The following is a 20553-nucleotide window of genomic DNA, read 5'->3' as shown; positions in this document are numbered from 1 at the left end:
GATTGCTGATGTCAAGGCGAGGACTGATATGAAGAATACGATACGGTTGCTGGTAACGATGGTTGTGATGGCGGCTGCCCTGGCTTGTTTCGGTACCGCCCCGGCCGAGGCGACAACCTACAACTTTACCTATTCGCTTAATGGTAGCAGCAGCGATTACGGGAGCAGCTCCATAGCCGGTACTGCCAGCTATTCGGGTGCCCACTCTGCTTCCGTCAACGTGTCCATTGCCGCGGGGTACGTCATTTACGACATAAAGTGGAATGGCACCTCCAAGTTCTCCACTTCCAACATCACCCACAACACCGACGGCTCCTCGACCTACAACGATTCCTACTCCGCTTCCGTAGTCGACAACACCGTGGTCGCCTACATCAGGCCCTCTACGGTGACCGTCAACGCCGTCGTCGCCTCGGGGGCGCCTGCCGGGGCTGGAATTTCGCCAACTTCCAATACCATCAACTACAACGCCACCACCACCTTTACCGTGAATCCGGTCGCCAATTACCTGGTGTCTTTCGCCGGACCAAACGGCTGCGGTGGCGGCACCTTCGCCTCCAATACCTATACGACCGGCAACGTTACCAGCGGCTGTACCGTCACCGCCACCTATACCCGTGTTTACACCATTTCCGCCCAGACAGATGGCTCCTCGGGGAGCTCCGTGAGCCCGACGTCGGTGCAGATTCCGAGTACCGGCTCCCAGACATTCACCGCCGCGACCACCAACGCCTGCTACAGCTTCAATAACTTCAGCGAAGGAGGAAACGTCCTGACCACCGGTGGCAATTACACGGTCAGCGGCAACTCCGTCACGGTCTCTAACCCGACTTCCAACCATACCGTCCAGGCCAACTTCTCCCAGAACCACTACTCGGTCACCGAGAACACCTCCGCCGGAACGACCGGCTGCTCAGCGACCTTCAACAACACCCCGGCCTCGTTCGCTTCCATCGCCTGCGGCACGAGCGGCAGCTTCACCATCACACCTTCCACCGGATGCCAGGTTGCTTCCGTTACCCAGAGTACCGGCTGCGGGCTGACCGGCCCCTCCAGCGGAACCTATTCGGTGACCCCGACCCAGAACTGCTCCGTTACCGCCAACCTGGGAGTGCAGACTTTTACCGTCAGTTCCGCCCTCGGGGCCGGGGCTCCCACCGGAGCGAGCGTTTCGGCGTCCAAGACCAACGTGGCCTACAACTCGATCGTCTCCTTCACCGCCCCGGTGGTTAGCGGTTACACCGTGACCTTTACCGGGACCGCCGGTGGCTGCGACGCCGGCTCGACCTCCGGACCTTCCGGCGGCAACTATACCTACACCACCGGAAAGATCACCGGGGCCTGCACAGTGACCGCACTCTACTCCGCAGGCACCAACACGGTCACCATTAACCAGGTGGGGGGAACCGGTACCGTTGCCTGCTGCGGTTCCGGCTGCAGACCCGACAACATCTGGCCGGACAACGGTATCGCGTCTTATACGGTGACTCCTCCCAACGGGCAGGTCCTTTCTTCGGTGTCACTTTCCCCCGGCTCGTTCACGGCCAATACTATTACCCCGACCGGCGCCGCCTGCGGAGCGATCACCTTCCCGATGAACGGCACCAACCAGACTCTGACAGTGAACTGGGGACATGGCGCCACCGTCACCCAGACCACCTACACCAACGGCGTGGTTGACAACCCGGCCGGTTCCGGTGGGGGGACCATTTCGGCTTGCCCGGCGGGAAGCAGCAGCAATACCTGGCCCGACAACTCCACCGCCCAATATGCCATCACGCCTGGCAGCGGCTACGCGCTCACCACCGTCTCGGCGGGTCCCACCGGCGGCCCGTACACTTCCATGCTGAATCCCGCGGCCGGCGGCTACACCTGCGCGAGCCCTTACACCTTCAGCGTGGGCACCAGCGCCCAGTCGATCACCGCCTACTTCGCCTCGGCGCTCACCGTCAACCCAAGGGTTTGGACCAACGGTGTCTATTCTTCCGCGGGGGGGACGGTCGTGAGCTGCAACGGCTCCAATACCTGGGGGCAGAACACCACCGCCTCCTACGCCGTTATCCCGGCGTCGGGCTACACGCTGCAATGGATCGGGGTCAATCCGGCAACGAGCTATACACCGCTTAATCCCGGTGGATACTCCTGCAGCGGCATTTCCTACCAGTTCCCGATGGGGAGCAGCAACCAGAGCCTGGCGGTGAGCTTCATACCGACCAACAGCGTCCAGATCGTCGGCTCCACCGTGGGAGGGGGCGACATTACCGTCGGCGCCTACAACGGCCAGAGTATCGTGTCGACCAGCTTCAACGCCGGGTTCAACACCTCCCAAACGTTCTACTTCATCCCCCCCTCCGGCAAGGGGATCAGTTCGGTCTCCTTCGACGGTAACCTCGTTACCGGGAGTGTGGCCTGCCCGAACGGCGACTTCACCGTGAGCGGCAACTCCAACACCAACGTCTGCACCTACACGGTTCCCAGCGTGGGGACCACCGGCCATACCCTTTCCGTCACCTACGACACGGTATACCAGGTGACCGTGAACACCTCCACCAGCGGGTGCAACCAGAGCTCGGGGGGCGGGTTCATCGGCACAACGGCCCCCGGAGCGACCCAGCAGGTGATCAACGTGGTCAACGGAAAGCCGGTCTCCTTTACCGTCTCTCCCAACTCGGGTTTCGTCGTCAACGGGCTCGACTTCGGCGGGGTGGCCGAAATATCCACCCCGCAGTTCACGAGCTACACCTTCACCAGTCCGCCCATCCGCTCCAACGTGACGGCGATGGCGACCTTCACTCCCTTCTACACGGTCTCGTCCCAGATCGTCAGTGCCAGCGGGACCACTGCTACCGGCACGGTGACTCCGCCGACCGCGCAGGTCGTTTGCGGCAACAGCAGCCCGACCTTTACCTTCACCCCGACCGCTCCCGCCTCCATAAGCGACGTATCCGTCACCATCGGGAGCAGCGGCGCCCAGTCAAAGGGGGTGATCAGCAGCTACACCTTCAGCAACGTGACCTCGAACTCGTCGGTGACGGTTACCTTCACCCAGGAGGTTTTCCAGCTCAGCAACTACTCGATCATTCCCCCCTTCGTCCAGTCGCCGGTGCTTCCCAACCTGCTGCTGATGATCGACAACTCGGCCAGCCAATACGACCTCCAGTACGACGCTACCGGGCAGTGCTACGACAACAACGCCTACAACAACACGGTGACCTACTACGGTTACTTCAACAAGGACACCTACTACAGCTACAACTCGGCCAGCGGCCGGTTCGAACCGATCCCTGCCGGCGACACCATGCCGTCGAGCTGCACCTTCCGGACCCCTTTCTTCTGTGTCGCGATGTCTGCGGGGACGCCGGTCTCCCAGGGGGGGACCAGGACCATCGCGTCGGTTACCCTTTCCGACGGCAAGGTGGTTAACGGCTTCATCGCCCGCGGGAATTTCATCAACTACCTGGTGACCTCCAAGTTCGACCTGCAGAAGATGATCCTTACCGGGGGCAAATTCGACGTCCCCTCCAACAGCCTGGTGGCGGAATCGCGCGGCTGCATGGGGAAGCGTTTCGTCAAGATCCTTTCGAGCACCCAAGGTGAAAATTCGGTCGAGTATGTCTCCAACCTCACCTTCGTCGTGCGCGGCCCCAATGCCTCCGATCCCGATTACGTCAACCCCGTCGTGCAAAACGGTACCAGCCGGATCGATATCTACGACGGCCCCTACAACATCACGTCCTGCACGGGGGCCTTTACCGACTCCAGCAAGATCGACACTTGCCTCGCAGCGCCGGTCGGAGGAACCAACTACAAGGCCAACGGCGTCATTCACGCCCTGCATGTCTGCGTGAAGGGGGCCGCAAACGGCAACATGAACTCCCTGGAGAAGGACTGCACCGACGATTGGTCCACCAACTACGGTTCCGTTTCCGCCACCGTCGCCGCCACCTTGATCACCAACGACCAGGGAGGCGACGCGATCTGTTCCTCGGTCTTGAAACACTCGCTCATCAACGGGAGGGACACCGGGTACATCGGCCTCTGCTATGACGGGAGTAAATGGGACGGCACCTGTGAATCGAACCAGATGGCCGACTTCTGCGGACAGATGCAAGCCCAGCAGGTGGTCGACCCGACTAGCACTACCGCTACCTCCGGCTCCAACTACCTTCCCTCCTTCGTCATCGACGCGGGGGTTAACGCCCTCGGCCCTGCGGTGGCCGACTACCTGGCCAAGGCGTACCAGCAGCAGGCGCCCACCGGTCTCATCCAGGAGTTCCAGAACTACATCGGCTTTGGCGTGCTCGCCTTCAACTACGACGGCGCGGGGACCGAGTGCAACGACGGGATAACCAACACCTCGAGCCCGATACCCTGCACCAAGGTCTGCTCCGACACCGGCAAGGCGTGCTTCATCAACTCGGACTGCGCTTCCAACTCGTGTAACGTCGTCGTCAAGACCGACGGCGGGAAGATTCCGGCAGGGGGTTACATCGGCGACCCGATCGGAGACCACTCCACCGGCCTGATCAACGTGATCGACAACCTCCAGGGGACTTCCTGGACGCCGTTTGCGGAGACCTTCTACGAGGGGCTTGCCTACCTGACCAACAGCACCAATTTCTCGCTGGCGGACACCAAACCGACCAGGCTGCAGACCAACGACTTCGATGCCACCAAGCCGCCGCCGTCGGCCAGCTGCTATCTCAACAACGTACTGATCATCACTGACGGTTCTTCCACCGCCGACCAGAACGCCCACGTCAACACGCTGGCCAGCAACAGCACGCTGAATCCTACCGGGTCCAGGTACGCGAGCTTCTGTTCCAACTTCAAGGGGAGCACCAACGTGGCGGCCTTGGCGTCCATGGCCTACAACCGGAACATCTGGGATCTCACCAAGGTTGCCGACCACTCCATCAACAACGAGTACGTCACCACCTACGTGACCTACAGCGGGCCGGACTCGTCGTCGACGAGCGCCTGCGATCCAAAGAACCTGATGTTGAACACCGCAAACTACGGCAGCGGCGGAAAGGTTCCCATGTACTGGGCGACCGACTACCAGTCGATGGTGTCCAACATGCGCGACGCATTCAAGAAGATCGCCACCTCCTCGGCCTCGGGTACCGCCGCCTCGATCCTCAACAACAGCCAGGGAAGCGGGGCAAACCTCCTGCAGGCGGTGTTCTTCCCGAAGAAGGTTTTCTCCTATCTGGCCAGCGACAACAAGACGGAGCTGCAGGACGTGACCTCCTGGATCGGGGAGTTGCAGAACCTCTGGTTCTACGTCGATCCGTACCTCGGCAACAGTACCGTCAGGGAAGACACCAACCAGGACTACAAGCTGTCGCTCACCGATGACAACGTGGTGAGCTTCGGTTACTCCCAGAACCAGGCGACGGTCACCCTCCTGAAGGACGTCTTCGGCAACGGCACCAGCCTGGTTACCCAGAGCAGCGACGCCTCGCTCGACACCTTGAAAAGCCTCTGGAAAGCCGGACGCAAACTGTGGGACCGGAACCTCTCCACCGATCCGCGCCAGATCTACACGCTTTTAGGCACCGCGAACTCCGACGGCGTCGTGATCGGCAGCGGGGTCGATTCCGTCAACGGGAGTCCCTTCACGAGGTTCATCAGCGGCGGTACCTTCACCAACAACGCCACCGCCCAGAGCTATATGCAGGTGTCGTCCCAGGGCGAGGCCAATACGCTGGTGGATTACATCTCCGGGATCGACCCTGTCCTTGCCGACGGTTCAACGCCGGATCCCAGCTGGCGAAGCCGCAAGGTCACCATCAAGCCCTGTCTCTGGACCGATGCGGAAGGGTGCAAGCGCGAGTGGAAGCTCGGGGACATCGTCAGCTCCACCCCGAAACTTGATTCGAACCTTGCGCTCAACACCTATGCCGCCTCCTGGCCCCAGGGGTTCAATGACTCGTCGTATTCCCTCTTCACCGGGTCCCAGAACTACCTCAACCGCGGCATGGTTTTCGTGGGGGGGAACGACGGGATGCTGCACGCCTTCCGGCTGGGGGTACTCGACGTTTCCAACCAGTTCACCACCACCGGTGCCATCGACAACACCAAGAAGGCGCAGATGTTGTACAACGGTTCGCTGGCGACCTACCCCTCCGCCGGAAGCCTGGGTAGCGACCTCGGCCGCGAGGAATGGGCCTACATCCCGATGAACGCCCTGCCGTACCTGAGGTACCTGGGGGATCCCAACTACATCCACATCTACTACGTCGACAACACGGTAAGCCTCTTCGACGCGAGCATCGGCGTATCCAGCACCAGCAGTTCTGCCTGCAGCTCGACGAACTACGAGCAGTGCCAGAAGATGACCACCCTGGATTCGGGGAATCTGGACATGGACAAGACGAGCTGGCGGACCGTCCTCATCGGCGGCATGGGGCTGGGCGGCGCTTCGCGCGACCAGACCGCCACCTGCACCGACAACGTCGCTACCGGCACCTGCGTCAAGACCCCGGTCTCCGGGATCGGCTACTCTTCCTATTTCGCCCTCGACGTCACCAATCCGTCGATAGCGCCGGGGAGCAGCGACCAGGGAGCCGTAAAACCGCTCTGGGAGTTCAACGCCGGCGGGAACCTCGGCTACTCGCTTACGGGGCCGGCGGTGGTGAGGATCGGGGTGGCCGGGGACACCAGGGCGACCAAGAACGGGAAATGGTTTGCCGTCTTCGGCTCCGGCCCCACCGGCCCCATCGAGTCGACCACCCATACCTTCTACGGCAAGTCCGACCAGAACCTCACTCTCTTCGTGGTGGACATCGGGACCGGTCAGGTGGCGGCCAAGATCAACACCGGAGTTCCCTACGCCTTCGCGGGGACACTCACGACCGCCGTCATCGATACCGACCGTAACTACAGCGACGATGCCTTCTATGTCGGCTACGTCCAGGCCGACAGCACCCAGACCAACTGGAATCAGGGTGGCGTCCTGCGCGTTTTGACCCATCAGGATCCCAATCCCAACAACTGGACGGTAACCAAGATGATGACCGGTACCGGACCGGTCACCACCTCGGTCACCAAGCTGCAGGATACCTCCGCCCGGTGGAAGGCCAACGGCACCGGTGCCGTCGGTAAGCTCTGGGTCTACTTCGGGTCCGGCCGCTTCTTCTACAAGAACGACATGGCATCGGTCTCCGGGCCGTTCAGGATCTACGGCGTTACCGACCCCTGCTATTCCATGAACAGCGGAAGCCCCGACTTCATCCCGACCGGGACGTCCAACGCCTTCTCCTCCACCTGCTCGGACTCCAACGTGATCAGTGGGGTCTCCACCTTACAGAACCAGACGGGGGATGCCTCGACTGCACCGGCCTCCACCCTTACCTCCGGGAAGCAGGGATGGTACATCAACCTGGCCACCTCCGAGAACGTGATCCAGAACAACTCGACCATCACCTACAACGCGGAGAGGGTGATCACCAACCCGAACGCGAACACCAACGGAACGGTCTTCTTCAGTACCCTGATGCCGACCGCCGACCCGTGCGGGGTGGGGGGGCAGACCTACATCTGGGCCTTCAAGTACGACACCGGCGCCCAGCCGCTGGCGGCAACCATGAAGGGGAGTATCCTCTTGCAGGTCTCCACCGGTGACCTTAAGCAGATCCAGCTCTCGACCGCGTTCCAGAACCCCACCAACCAGGGGTACAACATGCGCAGGCTGTCCAGCCCGATCTCGGGCGTTCCGCCGACCGGCTCCGGCATGGTCGGCATGAACCGCCCCGGGCCGACCAAAAAACTGTTGCACATTCAGGAGAAGTGATGTCTCTTATTAGATCGCCCAGAGTTCTGCATCGCAGTGACGGCTTTACTCTACTGGAGCTGGTGATTGTCATCACCATCGCCAGCGCGCTGTTGGCGATCGTCACCATGAACTTCAACAGCATGACCAAGAAGTATCAGATAGAGTCGCAGGTCAAACAGATGCAGGCCGATTTCGACAATATCCGCCTCAAGGCGGTCACCACCAAGAAGAAGTACACCGTGGTCGTGAACCCCGGCGGCTACCTCTTCCGGTGTTACAGTTCCGACGCCGACACCGTAGGGGTCGTCACGGAGAGCAAGACGGTGAAGTACCCCATGCAGCAGTACCTCTCCGGCGGTTCGGGATCGTACGATACGCTGAGCGACTACGTCCTTACCTTCGACACTCGCGGCTGCATGTCCTGTCTGACGGGATCCGATCCCTTCTACCTCGCCGTGTCGCCCACCGTGAACGGCCCATCGGTCAACGTGGTCGCCGTACAGACGGCCAAGACCAACGTCGGAATCATCCAGGGGGGAACCTGTGTCCTCAAGTGAAAAAGGGTTCACCATGATCGAGTTGCTGGTCGCGGTCCTCATCCTTTCGGTGGGGCTCCTCGGCCTGTTCCAGTCGGTCTATGTGGCGATCGGCAACGGCATGAAGGATACCCTCCGGGCCGAGGGGATGACCTTCGGCGATGAGCTGATGGCCCACGAGGTGAACCAGCCCTTCACCAACCTTTCGGTGAGCCAGGCCCAGCCCTGGAGCCGGAGCAGCAGCCAGCCCCGCTCCATCAACAACGGGATGGCCCAGGCCACCTACTCCTCGGTACGCACCCATGTCTACGTATCCCCCAGTTCCACCGATCTCCAGATCCGGGTCACCTGGCGGTACAAAGGGGCACAATACAGCCAGAACTTGGCCACCATGGTGAGCAAGTGATGGGAAACCGGAGCCAGCTGTTGAAAACGAGGTTTTTACGGATGAGGCTTAGGTCGGAAAAAGGCTTTTCGCTCATCGAGATGGTGATGACGATGGCCATCTTCTCGGTGGTCATCATGGTCGTGGCAAACTCCTTTTCCGCCTTGCTGAAGTTCTCTTCCGGCTTGATGAAAAGCGAGGAGAGCAACATTTCGGGGATGGTCGGCTTGGAGATGATGCGGCACGATCTCTCGGCGGCGGGGTTCGGCCTCCCCACTTCCTACAACATCAGCGGAGTTCCCAACTATTCCGAGGTCGACGGTGCCCATACGCTGGCCGCGGCCCTTAACGACAGCGCCACGGCCGGCAGGATCCCCCGCGCGCTGGTGGGGACCGCCAACGCCGGGATCGCCACCGATGTCGGCAGCGACGGCGTCAGTTACCAGTCGCTCGGGAACAGCGACTACCTCGCCATCAAGGGGAGCTCGCTCGGTACCCAACCGGCAGCGCAGAACTGGTCGTATCTCAACTACACCTCGGCTCCCCCGAAAGCCCCCAAAACGTGGCCGACCGTCGGAAGTAACCTCAACGCCGGCGACGCGGTCATCGCGCTGGACCGTTCCATCAGCTCCACCACGGGGGGGTACGATCTGCTGAAAGATTCTACCGGAAGGTTCTGGACCACCTATTCCCCCAGCGGTCTCCCCGCTTCCTTCAGCCCGCTGACTCCGCAGGACGTCGTCTATATCTACGGGTTGGGGGGAAGCGGCACCGTCCCCCGCATGCCCTTCAACAGGGTCGACTACATGGTGGCGACTCCAACCACCGCCGGGAAGCTTCCCGCCTACTGCGCCCCCCATACCGGTATCCTCTACCGTGGCGTGGTGCGGCACGATCCGCAGGGGGGGAACCTGGAATACCAGCCGGTCCTCGACTGCGTGGCGGCGATGCGGGTGGTGCTTGGCTGGAACATGTTCGACTCTTCCGGAACCATGGTTTCTGACGCCACCAAGACCGGCTCCGGCATGGTAGATACCTGGACCAACCTCGCCGGAGCAGGGATCAGCTGCTCCGTTTCGCCCACGCCGGACCTTACAACGCTTTCCGCACAGATGCTGTCGGCGGTAGGGGATCCCGCGCAGATCCGGACCAAGCTCAAGGTGATAAAGGTCTACATCCTCGCCCAGGACGGCAACAAGGACCAGAGCTACACCAGTTCGTCGATTCCCATCAACATGTACTCAAGCGAGGAGGGGGCCACGCCGCTTGGTTCGACGCTGGCGACCTATACGCTCCCCCCCGAGATGACTCATTACCACTGGAAGGTTTACAAGCTTGTCATCCGTCCGAAGAACCTGGTCTCCAACCAGTAAACCATTAGATACCAGTCGCTTTGCACGAGGGAACACCATGAAGGCTGTGAAGAAACTAAAAGAGGAGCAGGGCATCGCCCTCGTCACATCGCTCATGCTCACCTTCCTGGCGCTGGTGGTGATCCTGTGCGCCCTCTACCTCATGACGGTGGCCACCAAGCAAAGCGGCATGGTAAAGAGTTACAAGTCCGCCCTCCAGGCCTCCTACGGCGGAAGCGACATGATCATGAAGGATCTGATCCCCCAGATGCTCATGAGCGGCGACGTCATCAACCAGGCCATCGCCAGCGGGAGCACTGCCACCATCGCCCAGACTTTCCAGACTATCGCCTCCAATTTCAGTGGCCTCAACGACCTCGCCTTCGGCCCGAACTACGGTTCGGCGACGGTCGCTGCCCAGTGCCTGAGTGCCAAGCTGACCAGCTCGCCCAGCGGTCAGCTGGTCACCGGGGGAATGGGGAGTGGGTACGGGCCCGCCTGGAGCACCGTTTGTCCCAGTCCGGGGGGAGCTGTGACCGCCACTTCGCTCAAGCCTAAGGATCTTCCCGACTTCAAGTTCACGGTGCCTGGGGCCTCCGGGGCTCCCGCCTTCACCGTCTTCTCCAAGATCGTGGACACCGTCCCGGGGAACTCGGACATGAGCGGGACGAGCCTCATGGGCTCCGGGGTGGCCGAGACCCAGAGCAACATCGCACCGCAGCATATCCCGTATGTTTTCAGGATCGAAGTCCAGGCGGAACGGTCGAACAACCCAAGCGAGACCGCCGACCTTTCCTTCCTCTACGCGTACTGAGGTGGCGCCACTCCGTCCTTTTCGCAAGGAGCATCATCCTTTTTGGCCCTTCTTCCGTTCGACAAAAATCTGCGTGAGTTCCTCGTCTGGTCGCTGATCTTTCACGCAGCCGTCGGAGCCTACTTCTGGCGGCACCGCAACGACAACCCACCGCACGAGGAAATGGTCATCGAGGTAGGGAGCTACGCTCCCGGTCTTCCCGGCGACGCGGGGCCTGCCAATGCGGCACCGCAGGCGGCTCCTCCGCCCCTGCCGGTGCCGGTCCCCACTCCGCGGGTACCGGTTCCCGTTGTCACCCCGAGGGTACCGTCTTACTTCGACCGGGGAAGCTTCCAGTCCGGCAACTCCACCAATCGCTCGACCGGTACGGGTGGAGGGGGGGGCGGCGGTGGGATGGCGGCCCCGCTTCCCGTGCCGTATCCGCAGAAACGATGGACAGGGTGGGGGCGCTACAGCAGCTCGCAGTAGCTGCCGCGGCAAAACGTTCCCTCCACTTCCGCAACACCGGCACGTCTCCGCCCCCCAAGAAAAGGCTTCTTCAACGCCTTTTCCGCCGGCCGGCGTTCTTCTCCCCGCAGGGCCGCGTGAATTCACCATTCTTTCTATGGCAAATTCGGGCGGCCCTTTCTTCACCCTCCCGCCGTGTTAATATTAAGCGTGATTAATCTCTTTCTATCCCTTTTCGAATCCCAAAATTAACCAGCCAGGGGCGGCGCTGCCGGCCGCGGCCGAAGTCCCACAGCCGGGGGGCGTTATGGACGAGCGCGGTTATTCGCTGGTCGAGATGATGGTGGTGATCGGCATCATCGCCATTCTCCTCGCGGTGGGAACCCTCCGCTTCAGGGAGTACTTCCGGAATTACCAGGTCGAGTCGCAGGCCAGGGGGATCCAGGCGGACATCATGCGGGTCAAGGCCACCGCCATCTACCAGCGCCGGCCGGTCCGTCTCAAGGTCTACCCGACTAGGCTGGAGACCTACTCGACGGCCACCGACCGCGATGGCGGTGCCGAGCCCGTTGACGTCAGGGTGCTTGATTATCCGGTCGTCCAGAGCAAGACCGGCAACGTGCTCGATTTCGACGAGACGGGAACCACCGAGAACGAGCGGACCATCTGCACGGAGGGAGGGGAGGGGGCGGCGGTGGATAGCGTGGTGGTGGGGAACATCAGGGTGAGGATCGGCAAACTCGCTTCGGGAAGTGACTGCCATGGCGAATCCGTCACATCGCGATAACCGGGGCTTCACCCTCGTGGAGCTGATGATGGCCATCCTGATCCTGACGGTCGGGCTTTTGGGGCTTCTGCAATCCATCGTGGTGGCCCTTCAGCACAACACCCGCAACCGGCTCCGGGAAGAGGCGATGATGGTGGCTGAGGAGCAGATGAACTCGATCCGGGCCAACAGCGGCTTTTCTTCCATGACGGTGGCCAGAAAGAGCGTGAACGGCATCGATCACGCCTTTACGGTGGTGAGGGACCAGACCCCGATGCACGACAAGAGTAACGACTACCGGCTGACGGTGACGGTGACCTGGGGCTTCCATAATGTGAGCAGTACCCACCAGATCTACTCCTTCCAGAAAAGGTGAGACATGAGAGGCGGCCTGCACGGTTACACGCTGGTGGAGCTGGTGGTGGCGATGCTGATCTTTTCGGTGGTCATGACCGTCATCTCGGCCTCCTTCAACCGGATCGTCACCAGCTCGGCCCAGGCCAGCAAGAATGCGGAGACCGACATCGGCGGGCTCATCGGTCTTGAGGTGCTCCGCATCGACCTGGAATCGGCCGGGATGGGGCTCCCCTGGTCGCTTCCCGCCGGGATCGCGTACCGCGAGACCTGCCTCGGCAAGATCATGGTGGACGGCTATCCCGGCACCAAGGTCGACATCTACGAGGATGTCGACCCCGTGAGCAAGGTGCCCAGGCCGCCGCGGGCGGTGGCGAGCGGCGACAACGCCGGGATGAACGGCTCGGACTACCTGGTCTTGAAGGGGAGCGCACTCGGCATGTCGACCGCCTCGCAGGGGTGGAGTTACCTGACCTGGGGAGCCGCCGGAGCCGTGGTGAAGCCGAGCAAGTCCGCCACCGAGCTCGTGCCTGGCAACGGCGACCGGGCGGTAGTGCTTAAAAGCGAGGTAACCGGCCAGGGCCCCACCCGGACGCTGGTGGCAACGACCGTCTCCACCGGCGAAGGTACCTCGTCGAGCGCTTCTCCGGTGGCCTTCACCCTCCATTTCAACACCCCCATCCCCCAGGATTTCACCCCCTCTGCCCCCGAGGACCGCTTTCTCGTCTACGGCATCGCCCGGCGGGACGATTCGGGAAAGCTCGTTCCCCTGAGCTATCCCTACAACCGGGCCGACTACTTCATCAAATCCTCGCCGCTCAATGACGGCGGATCCCCGCTCTGCGCACGGGGTACCGGCACCCTCTACAAGACCGTCATCAGCCAGAACAGCGACCGTCCCGCCTATTATCCGCTGCTCGACTGCGTGGCCGACCTGCAGGTGATTTACCTGCTTGATAACGGCTACCACGTAAGCGACTTGGGCGAGGGACTGCAGGACGCGGCCTCGGCGGAGGAGGTCCGGGAGAGGGTGAAGGAGATCCGTCTCTACCTCCTCGCCCAGCAGGGGAAAAGGGAGCCTGCGTATCGTTATCCGCTGGATGACCTTCCGCTGGTGGTGGGGGATCCGGCTCTCGACCGCGGGACCGGCAAGGTCCTGGGAAGCCGCTGGGGACAGCAGGCCTTCGCTCTCCTCACACCCGACTGGCGCCAGTACCACTGGAAGGTCTACACCATCGTGGTCCAGCCCAAGAACTTCTAAGGAGGCACGATGTCCCTCTCCCGTCCGACATCCCAGCGGGGGGCCGCCCTGGTGACGGCGCTCATGCTGACCACCCTCGCGCTGGTGATCTCCCTTTCGCTGCTCTACGTCGTCATCACCGGGACGAGACTCTCCGCCGGGCAGAAGCGGTACCGGACGGCGCTGGCGGCGGCGAGGGGAGGGGTGGACCTGATGACCGAGGAGCTCATCCCCAGGCTCTTCAACTCCGCCTCGGCCGGGGATCTTGAGCGCGAGTTCGCCCTGGTCGGCCTGAAGGTCCCCCAGTTCGTCTGCCTCAGGCAGAAGATCGACCACCCAAGCGACCAGTGGAGCTCCTGCACCCCCGCCCAGGTTTCCGGCGACCCGGAAGAATCCCCCGACGCCGTCTTCCGGCTCAAGGGGGGAGGCGACGCCGCCGGTTTCCAGGTCTCCTCGAAGATCGTCGATACCGTGGCCGGCAACACCGACCAAAGCGGCATCGACTTCCTCGACACCGGAGGGGGGGTAAGCTCCAAGGACGACATCGTCCACCCCCGCCACGTCCCCATCCTCTACTCGATCGCCGTTTCGGGCAGCCGCTCGGGCGGACCCGTCCGTGAGAAGGCGAAACTTTCCGTGCTGTACGCCTATTGATCCCCACCCCTACATGTTGTGTCCGATATCACTGTGATGCACTATTTCCGATTATTTCTCTTTAACCGGACTCAATAAGGCACATAATTATGCATAATTTGAAGTAATTTCTTGACATTCTTTGTAATTGAGATTAAATGGCTCGAAAATTGTGCAAACTCTCTAGCGGGTCCCATCTATGATCATGAACAGTGTCAAGAAGTTGCGTGAAGAGCGGCTGATGAGCAAGGCCGAATTGGCGCGTATCGCCGGGGTGTCGCCGATCACCATCGACCGGATCGAGCGGGGCGAGGACTGCCGAATGGAGACCAAGCGCAAGATCCTTCTTGCCTTGGGCTTTTCCCTGTCCGAGAAAGAGAAGGTTTTTCAGGACTAACCGCCGCCATAGGACCAAGCCATGCTTTTCGCCAAGAAGAAGGACATAGTCGGTGTCGATATCGGGTCAAACTCGGTGAAGCTCGTGCAGCTGCGCGAGTCGAAAGGGAGCTACCAGCTCATGAGCCTGGGGATACTCCCGCTCCCTCCCGAGGCGATCGTCGACAACACCCTCATGGACAGCTCCTCCATCGTGGAGACCATCCGCACCCTGCTGGCCAACCTGGACATCAAGGCCAAGGAGGCCACCTGCTCCATCTCCGGCAACGCGGTGATCATCAGGAAGATCTCGCTGCCGGTGATGCCGGTCGAGGAGCTCGAGGACCAGATCCACTGGGAGGCCGAACAGTACATCCCGTTCGACATCAACGACGTCAATGTCGATTTCCAGATCCTCTCCCCCGACGAGCAGGACCCCTCGAAGATGAACGTCCTGCTGGTGGCCAGCAAGAAGGACATCATCAACGACTACATTGCGGTCTTCGCCGAAGCGGGGCTGAAGCTCATCGTGGTGGACGTGGACGCCTTCGCGGTCCAGACCGCCTTCGAGGTCAACTACAACGTCGATCCCAACGACGTGGTGGCCCTGATCAACATTGGCGCCAACATCATGAACCTCAACGTGGTGAGAGACGGGATCTCGCTCTTCACCCGCGACGTCCAGATGGGGGGCAACCTCTACACCGAGGAGATCCAGAAGCAGTTCGGTCTCGACAGCAAGAGCGCCGAGATGAAGAAGCTGACCGCGGCCGCCAACGACGACTCGCGACTCCAGGAGATCCTGCAGCGGGTCAACGACACCATCGCGCTGGAGATGCGCCGGTCGCTCGATTTCTACAACACCACGGCCGGAGAAGGGAAGATCTCCCGGGCCCTTTTGAGTGGCGGGGGAGCGAGAACGCCGCAGCTGGCCGAAGCGGTCCAGCAGCGGCTCCAGATCCCGACGGAGGTCCTCAACCCGCTCTTGAACGTGGCGGTGAGCGAGAAGGAGTTCGACAAGGAGTATCTTGACGAGGTCGCTCCCTCGCTGGCGGTTGCCGTCGGGCTGGCGACCAGGAGGTTAGGAGACAAATGATACGGATAAACCTCCTCCCCGTCAGGGCGTCCAAGAAGAAAGAGACCATCAGGCAGCAGATCTCGCTTTTGATCATCTCCATGGTCGGCGTGCTGCTGGTCGGAATGATGATGTACTTCATCATGCTCGGCAAGGTCAACGTGGCCAAGAACCGGATCGAGGCGGCCGACGCCGAGCTCAAGTCCCTCAAGGCCAAGATCGGCGCCATCGACAACCTCAAGAAGCTGCAGGCCGACGTCAAGAAGAAGCTCGACGTGCTGGCCCAGCTGCGCCGCGGCAAGACCGGCCCCTCCTCCCGCTGGGCGGCGCTTTCCGCCGCGGTCCCCGACCAGCTCTGGGTGACCAAGTACACCGAGAGCGGCACCGCGGTCGCCCTCGGCGGCTACGCCATGAGCGAGGAGCTGATCGCCCAGTTCATGAGGAATCTCCAGGCCTCGGGCTCCTTCGCCAACGTGGAGCTCCAGGTCTCGGAGCAGGCCGACCAGGGGGGGCTCAAGGCCAAGCGCTTCGACCTCACCTTCCAGATCAAGGACAAACCCGACCAGGTACCTCCCGGCCAGCCGGGTAAACCCGCGCCCGTACCGCCTGCCGGTAAGCCGTAACCGCCCAAAGGGACAACCATGGATCCTCGCGTAGAAAAGATACTCAAGCTCCCGACCAGGCAGAAGGTCGCCATCCTGGCGCTGATTCTGATTATGGAAGGGGGGCTCCTGTTCAATTTCCTGTACCGGCCCCAGATGGTCGCCCTCAAGGACCTGCAGACCAAGGTGGACGACATGGAGCGGCAGATCCGCGAGAACCGCGCGATCGCCAACAACCTTCCCCGCTACAAGGCGGAGTACGAGCAGTTGAAGCAGGATCTCGACACGGCGCTCACCGAGCTTCCCAACCAGAAGGAGATCCCTTCCCTCTTGACCAGCATCTCCTCGGCCGGCAAGAACGCGGGTCTCGATTTCCTCCTCTTCCGCCCCCGGTCGGAGGTCCCCAAGGAGTTCTACGCCGAGGTCCCGGTCGACATCGCGGTGGCGGGAACCTACAACAACGTGGCCGATTTCTTCGTCGCGGTGGGGAACCTCCCCCGCATCGTCAACATCAACAACGTCAACGTGAGTGACATAAAAAACGCCAACGGGCGGATAACCCTCAAGGTGACCTGCCTCGCAACCACCTTCCGCTTCCTCGAGAAAAGCGAGATAAAGAATGACAAGAAAAAATAGCCTCGCGCTCTGCCTGCTTCTGTCGGTGGCCCTGGTCGCCGGGTGCAAGAAAAAGGAAGAGGGGGCGCCTCCGCCCAAAGCGCCCGCCCTGCCACGGCCCAAAGCCCAGCCGGTAGCCCCGGTGCAAAAGCAGATCTCCAGCGCAACCAAGCAGGCCCCCCAGCTGGACTTCACATCCCGGCGCGATCCGTTCCGCCCCTATGCTCCCCCTGCACCCCAGGCGCCGGTAGCCGCCACCCCCGCCTCTCCGCAGGCCTCCGTGGCGGTGAACCCCGACCTCCTCCCGATCCAGAGCTTCGAGGTCACCAGGTTCAAGGTGGTCGGCATCGTGGCCGGGCTCAGGGAGAACCGGGCGCTGGTGGTGGACCCCAACGGCAAGGGATACGTGGTCTCGCCGGGGATGGAGATCGGGAACAGGAATGGTCGGATCACGAAGATCACCTCGTCGGCCGTCGAGGTGGTGGAGCGTTACAAGGAAGGGCGGCAGATGCGGCAGAAGAGAACCGTGCTGACCCTGGCCAAGAAAAGGTAAGGAGCAATCGATGAGAATACGCACAAGCCGCATCCTCTGTCATTTGATGGCGTTCGCCGCCCTGATGACCGTTCCCACCGGCTGCGTCAAACGGATGTCCGCCGCGAACGAGACGGCACCCGCGGAGGTCTCCGCCTTTGCCGCTTTGCAATCGGTCACCGTCTCGCCTGACGCCAACCGGGTCGAGATCGTCAGCGACCGGCCGCTTACCTATACCTCCTACAAGGCGGGTGAGCCGTTCCGGGTGGTGATCGACATCTCCCAGACCGAGCCGGGTGCGGTGAGCTCCCCGATGGAGGTCAACCGCGGGAACGTGCGCCGGATCGACGTGGTCAAGCAGCCGGTCGGGGGAGGGGTGCTGACCCGGGTGGAGATCGCCCTGGTGAAGGACCGCGAGTTCGTCGCTTCCACCGACCCCAACGACCGCAAGCGCCTGGTGGTGAACCTGCAGCCGATCGACGAAGGGAAGTCGGCCCAGGCCGAGCCGCAGGAGGCTCCCGCCGCCGAGACCCCGGCCGTCGCCGCCAAGGCCGAGGAGAAGCCTGCCGCCGCCAAGGTTGAGGCCAAGCCTGTCGCCCTGGAAGCACCGGCCGCCGCCCCGGTGGTGGCCGCCACCCCGCCGGTGGAGGTCAAACCCGCCGAGGTGAAGCCGGCCGAGCTCAAGAGTATCGACGCCAGCGCCGCCGAGGTGAAGCCGTCCGAAATGAAGGTCGCCGAGGTCGCCCCGGCCGCCACTGCCGACGCTGCCGGTGGCGGGGCGATCAAGGCCGAGGCCAAGGAAGCTCCGGCTAAGCCCGCCCCCAAGGCCGCCAAGCAGGGCGGTCCCAAGATCAACGCGGTGCTCCCCTCCTCCGACGGGGTGGAGCTCTCCATCGAGGGGGGAACGGTCCAGACCTTCAACTCCTTCAAGCTCCGCAAGCCGGACCGGATCGTGCTCGACATCTTCGGGGTCGGCAGCGTGCTCGACAAGAAGGTGTATCCCATCAACACCCTCGGGGTGGCCAGCGCCCGCGTCGGCACCACTCCTGACAAGGCACGGGTGGTGCTCGATGCCTCCGGCGCCGCTCTTCCCCGTTACGAGGTGGTCAAGACCGACCTCGGCCTGAAAATCAGGCTGATGCCGGAGGGGGCTGAGAAGGCCAAAGTTGCCGCGGCGCCGGCACCCCGTCCTTCCGCTCCCGCTGCCGAAACTGCCCCGGCCCCGGCTTCCGAAGTGCCCGCGCCGGCCGCGAAATCCGAGGTCCCGGAAGCTCCCAAGGCGCCGGCTCCCAAGGCGGTCGAACCTCCGGTACCGGCAGGCGAGAGCCTCAGGACGGAAGTACCTCCGGCCCGCCTCTCCAAGCCCACCCTGGAGTCGGTCGACTTCAAGGTCGTCGACGGCGTTTCCCGCATCACCATGAAGCTTCACGGGAGCTGCCAGCCGGGCCAGCCGCTCCACGGCCCCCAGGGGATCTCGCTCTCCATCAACAACTGCGTGGTCCCCAAGCCGCTCCAGCGCGCCATGGATACCACCAAGTTCGGCTCCCCCGTCCTCTCGATCACTCCGTACCAGGTGAGGCTCAAGGGGCTCCCGGTCGCCAAGCTCCTGGTCCGTCTCCGCGGCAACCCCCGCTTCTCGATGGCGAGAAAGGGCGACGTGCTGGTACTCGACGTGGTTAATCCCGCTCCGGCGGTAGCCGCCAAGCTCCCCACCGCTCCCGTGGTGGAGCCGCCCCGCCACGCCGCCTCGAGAGCCGCCGAGAGCGAGGTCGCCGAGGAACTTGCCGCGGCACCCCGTGACGAGTCGGTGACCGAGCTCCCCCGTCAGGAAACCGTGCGTCCGTTCAAGAAGGTCTACAGGGGGAGGAGGGTCACCCTCGAGTTCTCCGACGCCGACATCAGGAAGATCTTCCAGCTGATCGCCGAGGTGAGTAACCTTAACTTCCTGATCTCCGACGACGTATCCGGAACCATCAGCCTCAAGCTCGTCAACGTCCCCTGGGACCAGGCGCTCGACGTCATCCTCGACGCCAAGGGGCTCGGGATGCAGCGCGAGGGGAACATCGTACAGATCAAGCCCCGCTCCAAGATGCAGACCCAGGCCGAGGAGGAGTTGGCCGCCAAGAAGGCCGCCGAGCGCAACATGGAACTGCGGACGGTGGTGTTCGAGATCAACTACGCCGCGATCGGCGAGGTGGCGACCCAGTTCGCCGCGCTCAAAAGCGAGCGGGGGACCATCATCCAGGATGCCCGTACCAACCGGGTGATCGTGACCGACATCCAGCCGGCGCTGGACCGGATGAGGCAGCTCCTGAAGACCCTGGACGCCCCCGAGAAGCAGGTCATGATCGAGGCGCGCATCGTCGAGGCCACCTCCACCTTCACCCGCGACCTCGGCGTACAGTGGGGGCTCAACTACAAGGACGGCTCCGCCTCCCTCGCCGGGATCAACACGATCGACTCCGCGTTCGGCGGTGTCGTCTCCTCTGCCGGCCCATCCTCCACCGGCGCAGGCGGAATCGGGATGGGGATGTCCTTCGGCAAGCTCAACTCCAACATCCAGCTCGACATGCGGCTCTCGGCTGCGGCGACCATCGGCGATGTCAAGATCATCTCCACGCCGAAGGTGGTGACCCTCAACAACAAGGCGGCCAAGATCTCCCAGGGGCAGTCGATCCCGTACCAGACCACCTCCGCGGAAGGGACCAAGACCGAGTTCGTCGAGGCGGCGCTGACCCTCGAGGTGACGCCGCACATCACCGCCGACGGCTCGGTCAGCATGAAGATCAAGGCGAGCAACAACTCCCCGGGAGCCGGTTCGCCGCCGCCGATCAACAAGAAGGAGGCCACCACCGAGCTGGTGGTCAGCAACGGGGAGACCACCGTCATCGGCGGCATCTACGTCGACAGCGACACGGAGTCGGACACCGGCGTTCCGTTCCTTTCCGACATTCCGCTTTTGGGGTGGCTCTTCAAATCCAACTCGAAAACCAAGACCAAGACGGAACTGCTCATCTTCATCACGCCCAAGGTGGTCATTTAAGGAG

The 20553-nt window shown here is 62.4% G+C and carries 16 protein-coding genes; all 16 read left to right on the top strand.

Annotated features, from left to right (window positions below):
- Positions 1-28: 28 nt before the first annotated feature.
- The 16 genes from L4X63_RS19115 (at position 29) to L4X63_RS19040 (ending at position 20549) form a co-directional block, all read left to right on the top strand.
- Positions 29-7798, top strand: a complete 7770-nt coding sequence (locus tag L4X63_RS19115; RefSeq protein WP_250680261.1) for a hypothetical protein — start codon at positions 29-31, stop codon at positions 7796-7798.
- Positions 7798-8337 carry a prepilin-type N-terminal cleavage/methylation domain-containing protein gene (locus tag L4X63_RS19110; protein WP_250680260.1) on the top strand — a complete coding sequence of 180 codons (540 nt, stop codon included), beginning with the start codon at positions 7798-7800 and terminating at the stop codon, positions 8335-8337. The genes L4X63_RS19115 and L4X63_RS19110 overlap by 1 nt, the downstream gene beginning before the upstream one ends.
- On the top strand, positions 8324-8722 hold the full coding sequence (locus L4X63_RS19105) for a prepilin-type N-terminal cleavage/methylation domain-containing protein (RefSeq protein WP_250680259.1): 399 nt from the start codon (positions 8324-8326) through the stop codon (positions 8720-8722). The genes L4X63_RS19110 and L4X63_RS19105 overlap by 14 nt, the downstream gene beginning before the upstream one ends.
- A 41-nt stretch (positions 8723-8763) precedes the next feature.
- The gene (locus tag L4X63_RS19100; RefSeq protein WP_250680258.1) at positions 8764-10074 is read left to right on the top strand and encodes a PilW family protein; all 1311 of its coding nucleotides are present in this window, start codon (positions 8764-8766) and stop codon (positions 10072-10074) included.
- Positions 10075-10111: 37 nt separating this feature from the next.
- Positions 10112-10867, top strand: a complete 756-nt coding sequence (locus L4X63_RS19095) for a hypothetical protein (RefSeq protein ID WP_250680257.1) — start codon at positions 10112-10114, stop codon at positions 10865-10867.
- Between the two features lie 42 nt (positions 10868-10909).
- Complete coding sequence (locus L4X63_RS19090) at positions 10910-11335, top strand: hypothetical protein (RefSeq protein WP_250680256.1); 426 nt, start codon at positions 10910-10912, stop codon at positions 11333-11335.
- Positions 11336-11621: 286 nt separating this feature from the next.
- Positions 11622-12101 (top strand): pilus assembly FimT family protein, encoded by a 480-nt coding sequence (locus L4X63_RS19085; protein WP_250680255.1) that lies wholly within the window; start codon positions 11622-11624, stop codon positions 12099-12101.
- The gene (locus L4X63_RS19080; protein ID WP_250680254.1) at positions 12076-12456 is read left to right on the top strand and encodes a type IV pilus modification PilV family protein; all 381 of its coding nucleotides are present in this window, start codon (positions 12076-12078) and stop codon (positions 12454-12456) included. The genes L4X63_RS19085 and L4X63_RS19080 overlap by 26 nt, the downstream gene beginning before the upstream one ends.
- Before the next feature lie 3 nt (positions 12457-12459).
- Positions 12460-13695: a PulJ/GspJ family protein gene (locus L4X63_RS19075; RefSeq protein ID WP_250680253.1), complete on the top strand. Its 1236-nt coding sequence runs from the start codon at positions 12460-12462 to the stop codon at positions 13693-13695.
- Positions 13696-13704: 9 nt separating this feature from the next.
- Positions 13705-14328 (top strand): pilus assembly protein PilX, encoded by a 624-nt coding sequence (locus tag L4X63_RS19070; protein WP_250680252.1) that lies wholly within the window; start codon positions 13705-13707, stop codon positions 14326-14328.
- A gap of 178 nt (positions 14329-14506) precedes the next feature.
- A complete protein-coding gene (locus tag L4X63_RS19065; protein ID WP_250680251.1) occupies positions 14507-14704 on the top strand; it encodes a helix-turn-helix transcriptional regulator in 198 nt (65 codons plus the stop codon).
- Positions 14705-14725: 21 nt separating this feature from the next.
- On the top strand, positions 14726-15778 hold the full coding sequence (gene pilM / locus L4X63_RS19060) for a type IV pilus biogenesis protein PilM (RefSeq protein WP_250680250.1): 1053 nt from the start codon (positions 14726-14728) through the stop codon (positions 15776-15778).
- Positions 15775-16380: a PilN domain-containing protein gene (locus L4X63_RS19055; RefSeq protein ID WP_250680249.1), complete on the top strand. Its 606-nt coding sequence runs from the start codon at positions 15775-15777 to the stop codon at positions 16378-16380. Before pilM ends, L4X63_RS19055 begins: the two co-directional genes overlap by 4 nt.
- A gap of 18 nt (positions 16381-16398) precedes the next feature.
- The gene (locus L4X63_RS19050) at positions 16399-16995 is read left to right on the top strand and encodes a type IV pilus inner membrane component PilO (RefSeq protein ID WP_250680248.1); all 597 of its coding nucleotides are present in this window, start codon (positions 16399-16401) and stop codon (positions 16993-16995) included.
- On the top strand, positions 16979-17527 hold the full coding sequence (locus L4X63_RS19045) for a pilus assembly protein PilP (protein WP_250680247.1): 549 nt from the start codon (positions 16979-16981) through the stop codon (positions 17525-17527). Before L4X63_RS19050 ends, L4X63_RS19045 begins: the two co-directional genes overlap by 17 nt.
- Before the next feature lie 10 nt (positions 17528-17537).
- Positions 17538-20549: a type IV pilus secretin PilQ gene (locus L4X63_RS19040; protein WP_250680246.1), complete on the top strand. Its 3012-nt coding sequence runs from the start codon at positions 17538-17540 to the stop codon at positions 20547-20549.
- The last annotated feature ends 4 nt before the right edge of the window (positions 20550-20553 follow it).

It is taken from the genome of Geomonas sp. Red32, from assembly GCF_023652955.1.
Classification (GTDB): Bacteria; Desulfobacterota; Desulfuromonadia; order Geobacterales; family Geobacteraceae; genus Geomonas.
Note: the sequence above shows the minus strand (reverse complement) of the source record. Positions and strands in the feature narration are given on the sequence as shown.

Coding starts and splice junctions, on each gene's coding strand:
- L4X63_RS19080 (WP_250680254.1), top strand. CDS start 12,076: ATGGCGAATCCGTCACATCGCGATAACCGGGGCTTCACCCTCGTGGAG.
- pilM (WP_250680250.1), top strand. CDS start 14,726: ATGCTTTTCGCCAAGAAGAAGGACATAGTCGGTGTCGATATCGGGTCA.
- L4X63_RS19070 (WP_250680252.1), top strand. CDS start 13,705: ATGTCCCTCTCCCGTCCGACATCCCAGCGGGGGGCCGCCCTGGTGACG.
- L4X63_RS19115 (WP_250680261.1), top strand. CDS start 29: ATGAAGAATACGATACGGTTGCTGGTAACGATGGTTGTGATGGCGGCT.
- L4X63_RS19075 (WP_250680253.1), top strand. CDS start 12,460: ATGAGAGGCGGCCTGCACGGTTACACGCTGGTGGAGCTGGTGGTGGCG.
- L4X63_RS19085 (WP_250680255.1), top strand. CDS start 11,622: ATGGACGAGCGCGGTTATTCGCTGGTCGAGATGATGGTGGTGATCGGC.
- L4X63_RS19100 (WP_250680258.1), top strand. CDS start 8,764: ATGAGGCTTAGGTCGGAAAAAGGCTTTTCGCTCATCGAGATGGTGATG.
- L4X63_RS19045 (WP_250680247.1), top strand. CDS start 16,979: ATGACAAGAAAAAATAGCCTCGCGCTCTGCCTGCTTCTGTCGGTGGCC.
- L4X63_RS19040 (WP_250680246.1), top strand. CDS start 17,538: ATGAGAATACGCACAAGCCGCATCCTCTGTCATTTGATGGCGTTCGCC.
- L4X63_RS19110 (WP_250680260.1), top strand. CDS start 7,798: ATGTCTCTTATTAGATCGCCCAGAGTTCTGCATCGCAGTGACGGCTTT.
- L4X63_RS19095 (WP_250680257.1), top strand. CDS start 10,112: ATGAAGGCTGTGAAGAAACTAAAAGAGGAGCAGGGCATCGCCCTCGTC.
- L4X63_RS19055 (WP_250680249.1), top strand. CDS start 15,775: ATGATACGGATAAACCTCCTCCCCGTCAGGGCGTCCAAGAAGAAAGAG.
- L4X63_RS19065 (WP_250680251.1), top strand. CDS start 14,507: ATGATCATGAACAGTGTCAAGAAGTTGCGTGAAGAGCGGCTGATGAGC.
- L4X63_RS19050 (WP_250680248.1), top strand. CDS start 16,399: ATGGATCCTCGCGTAGAAAAGATACTCAAGCTCCCGACCAGGCAGAAG.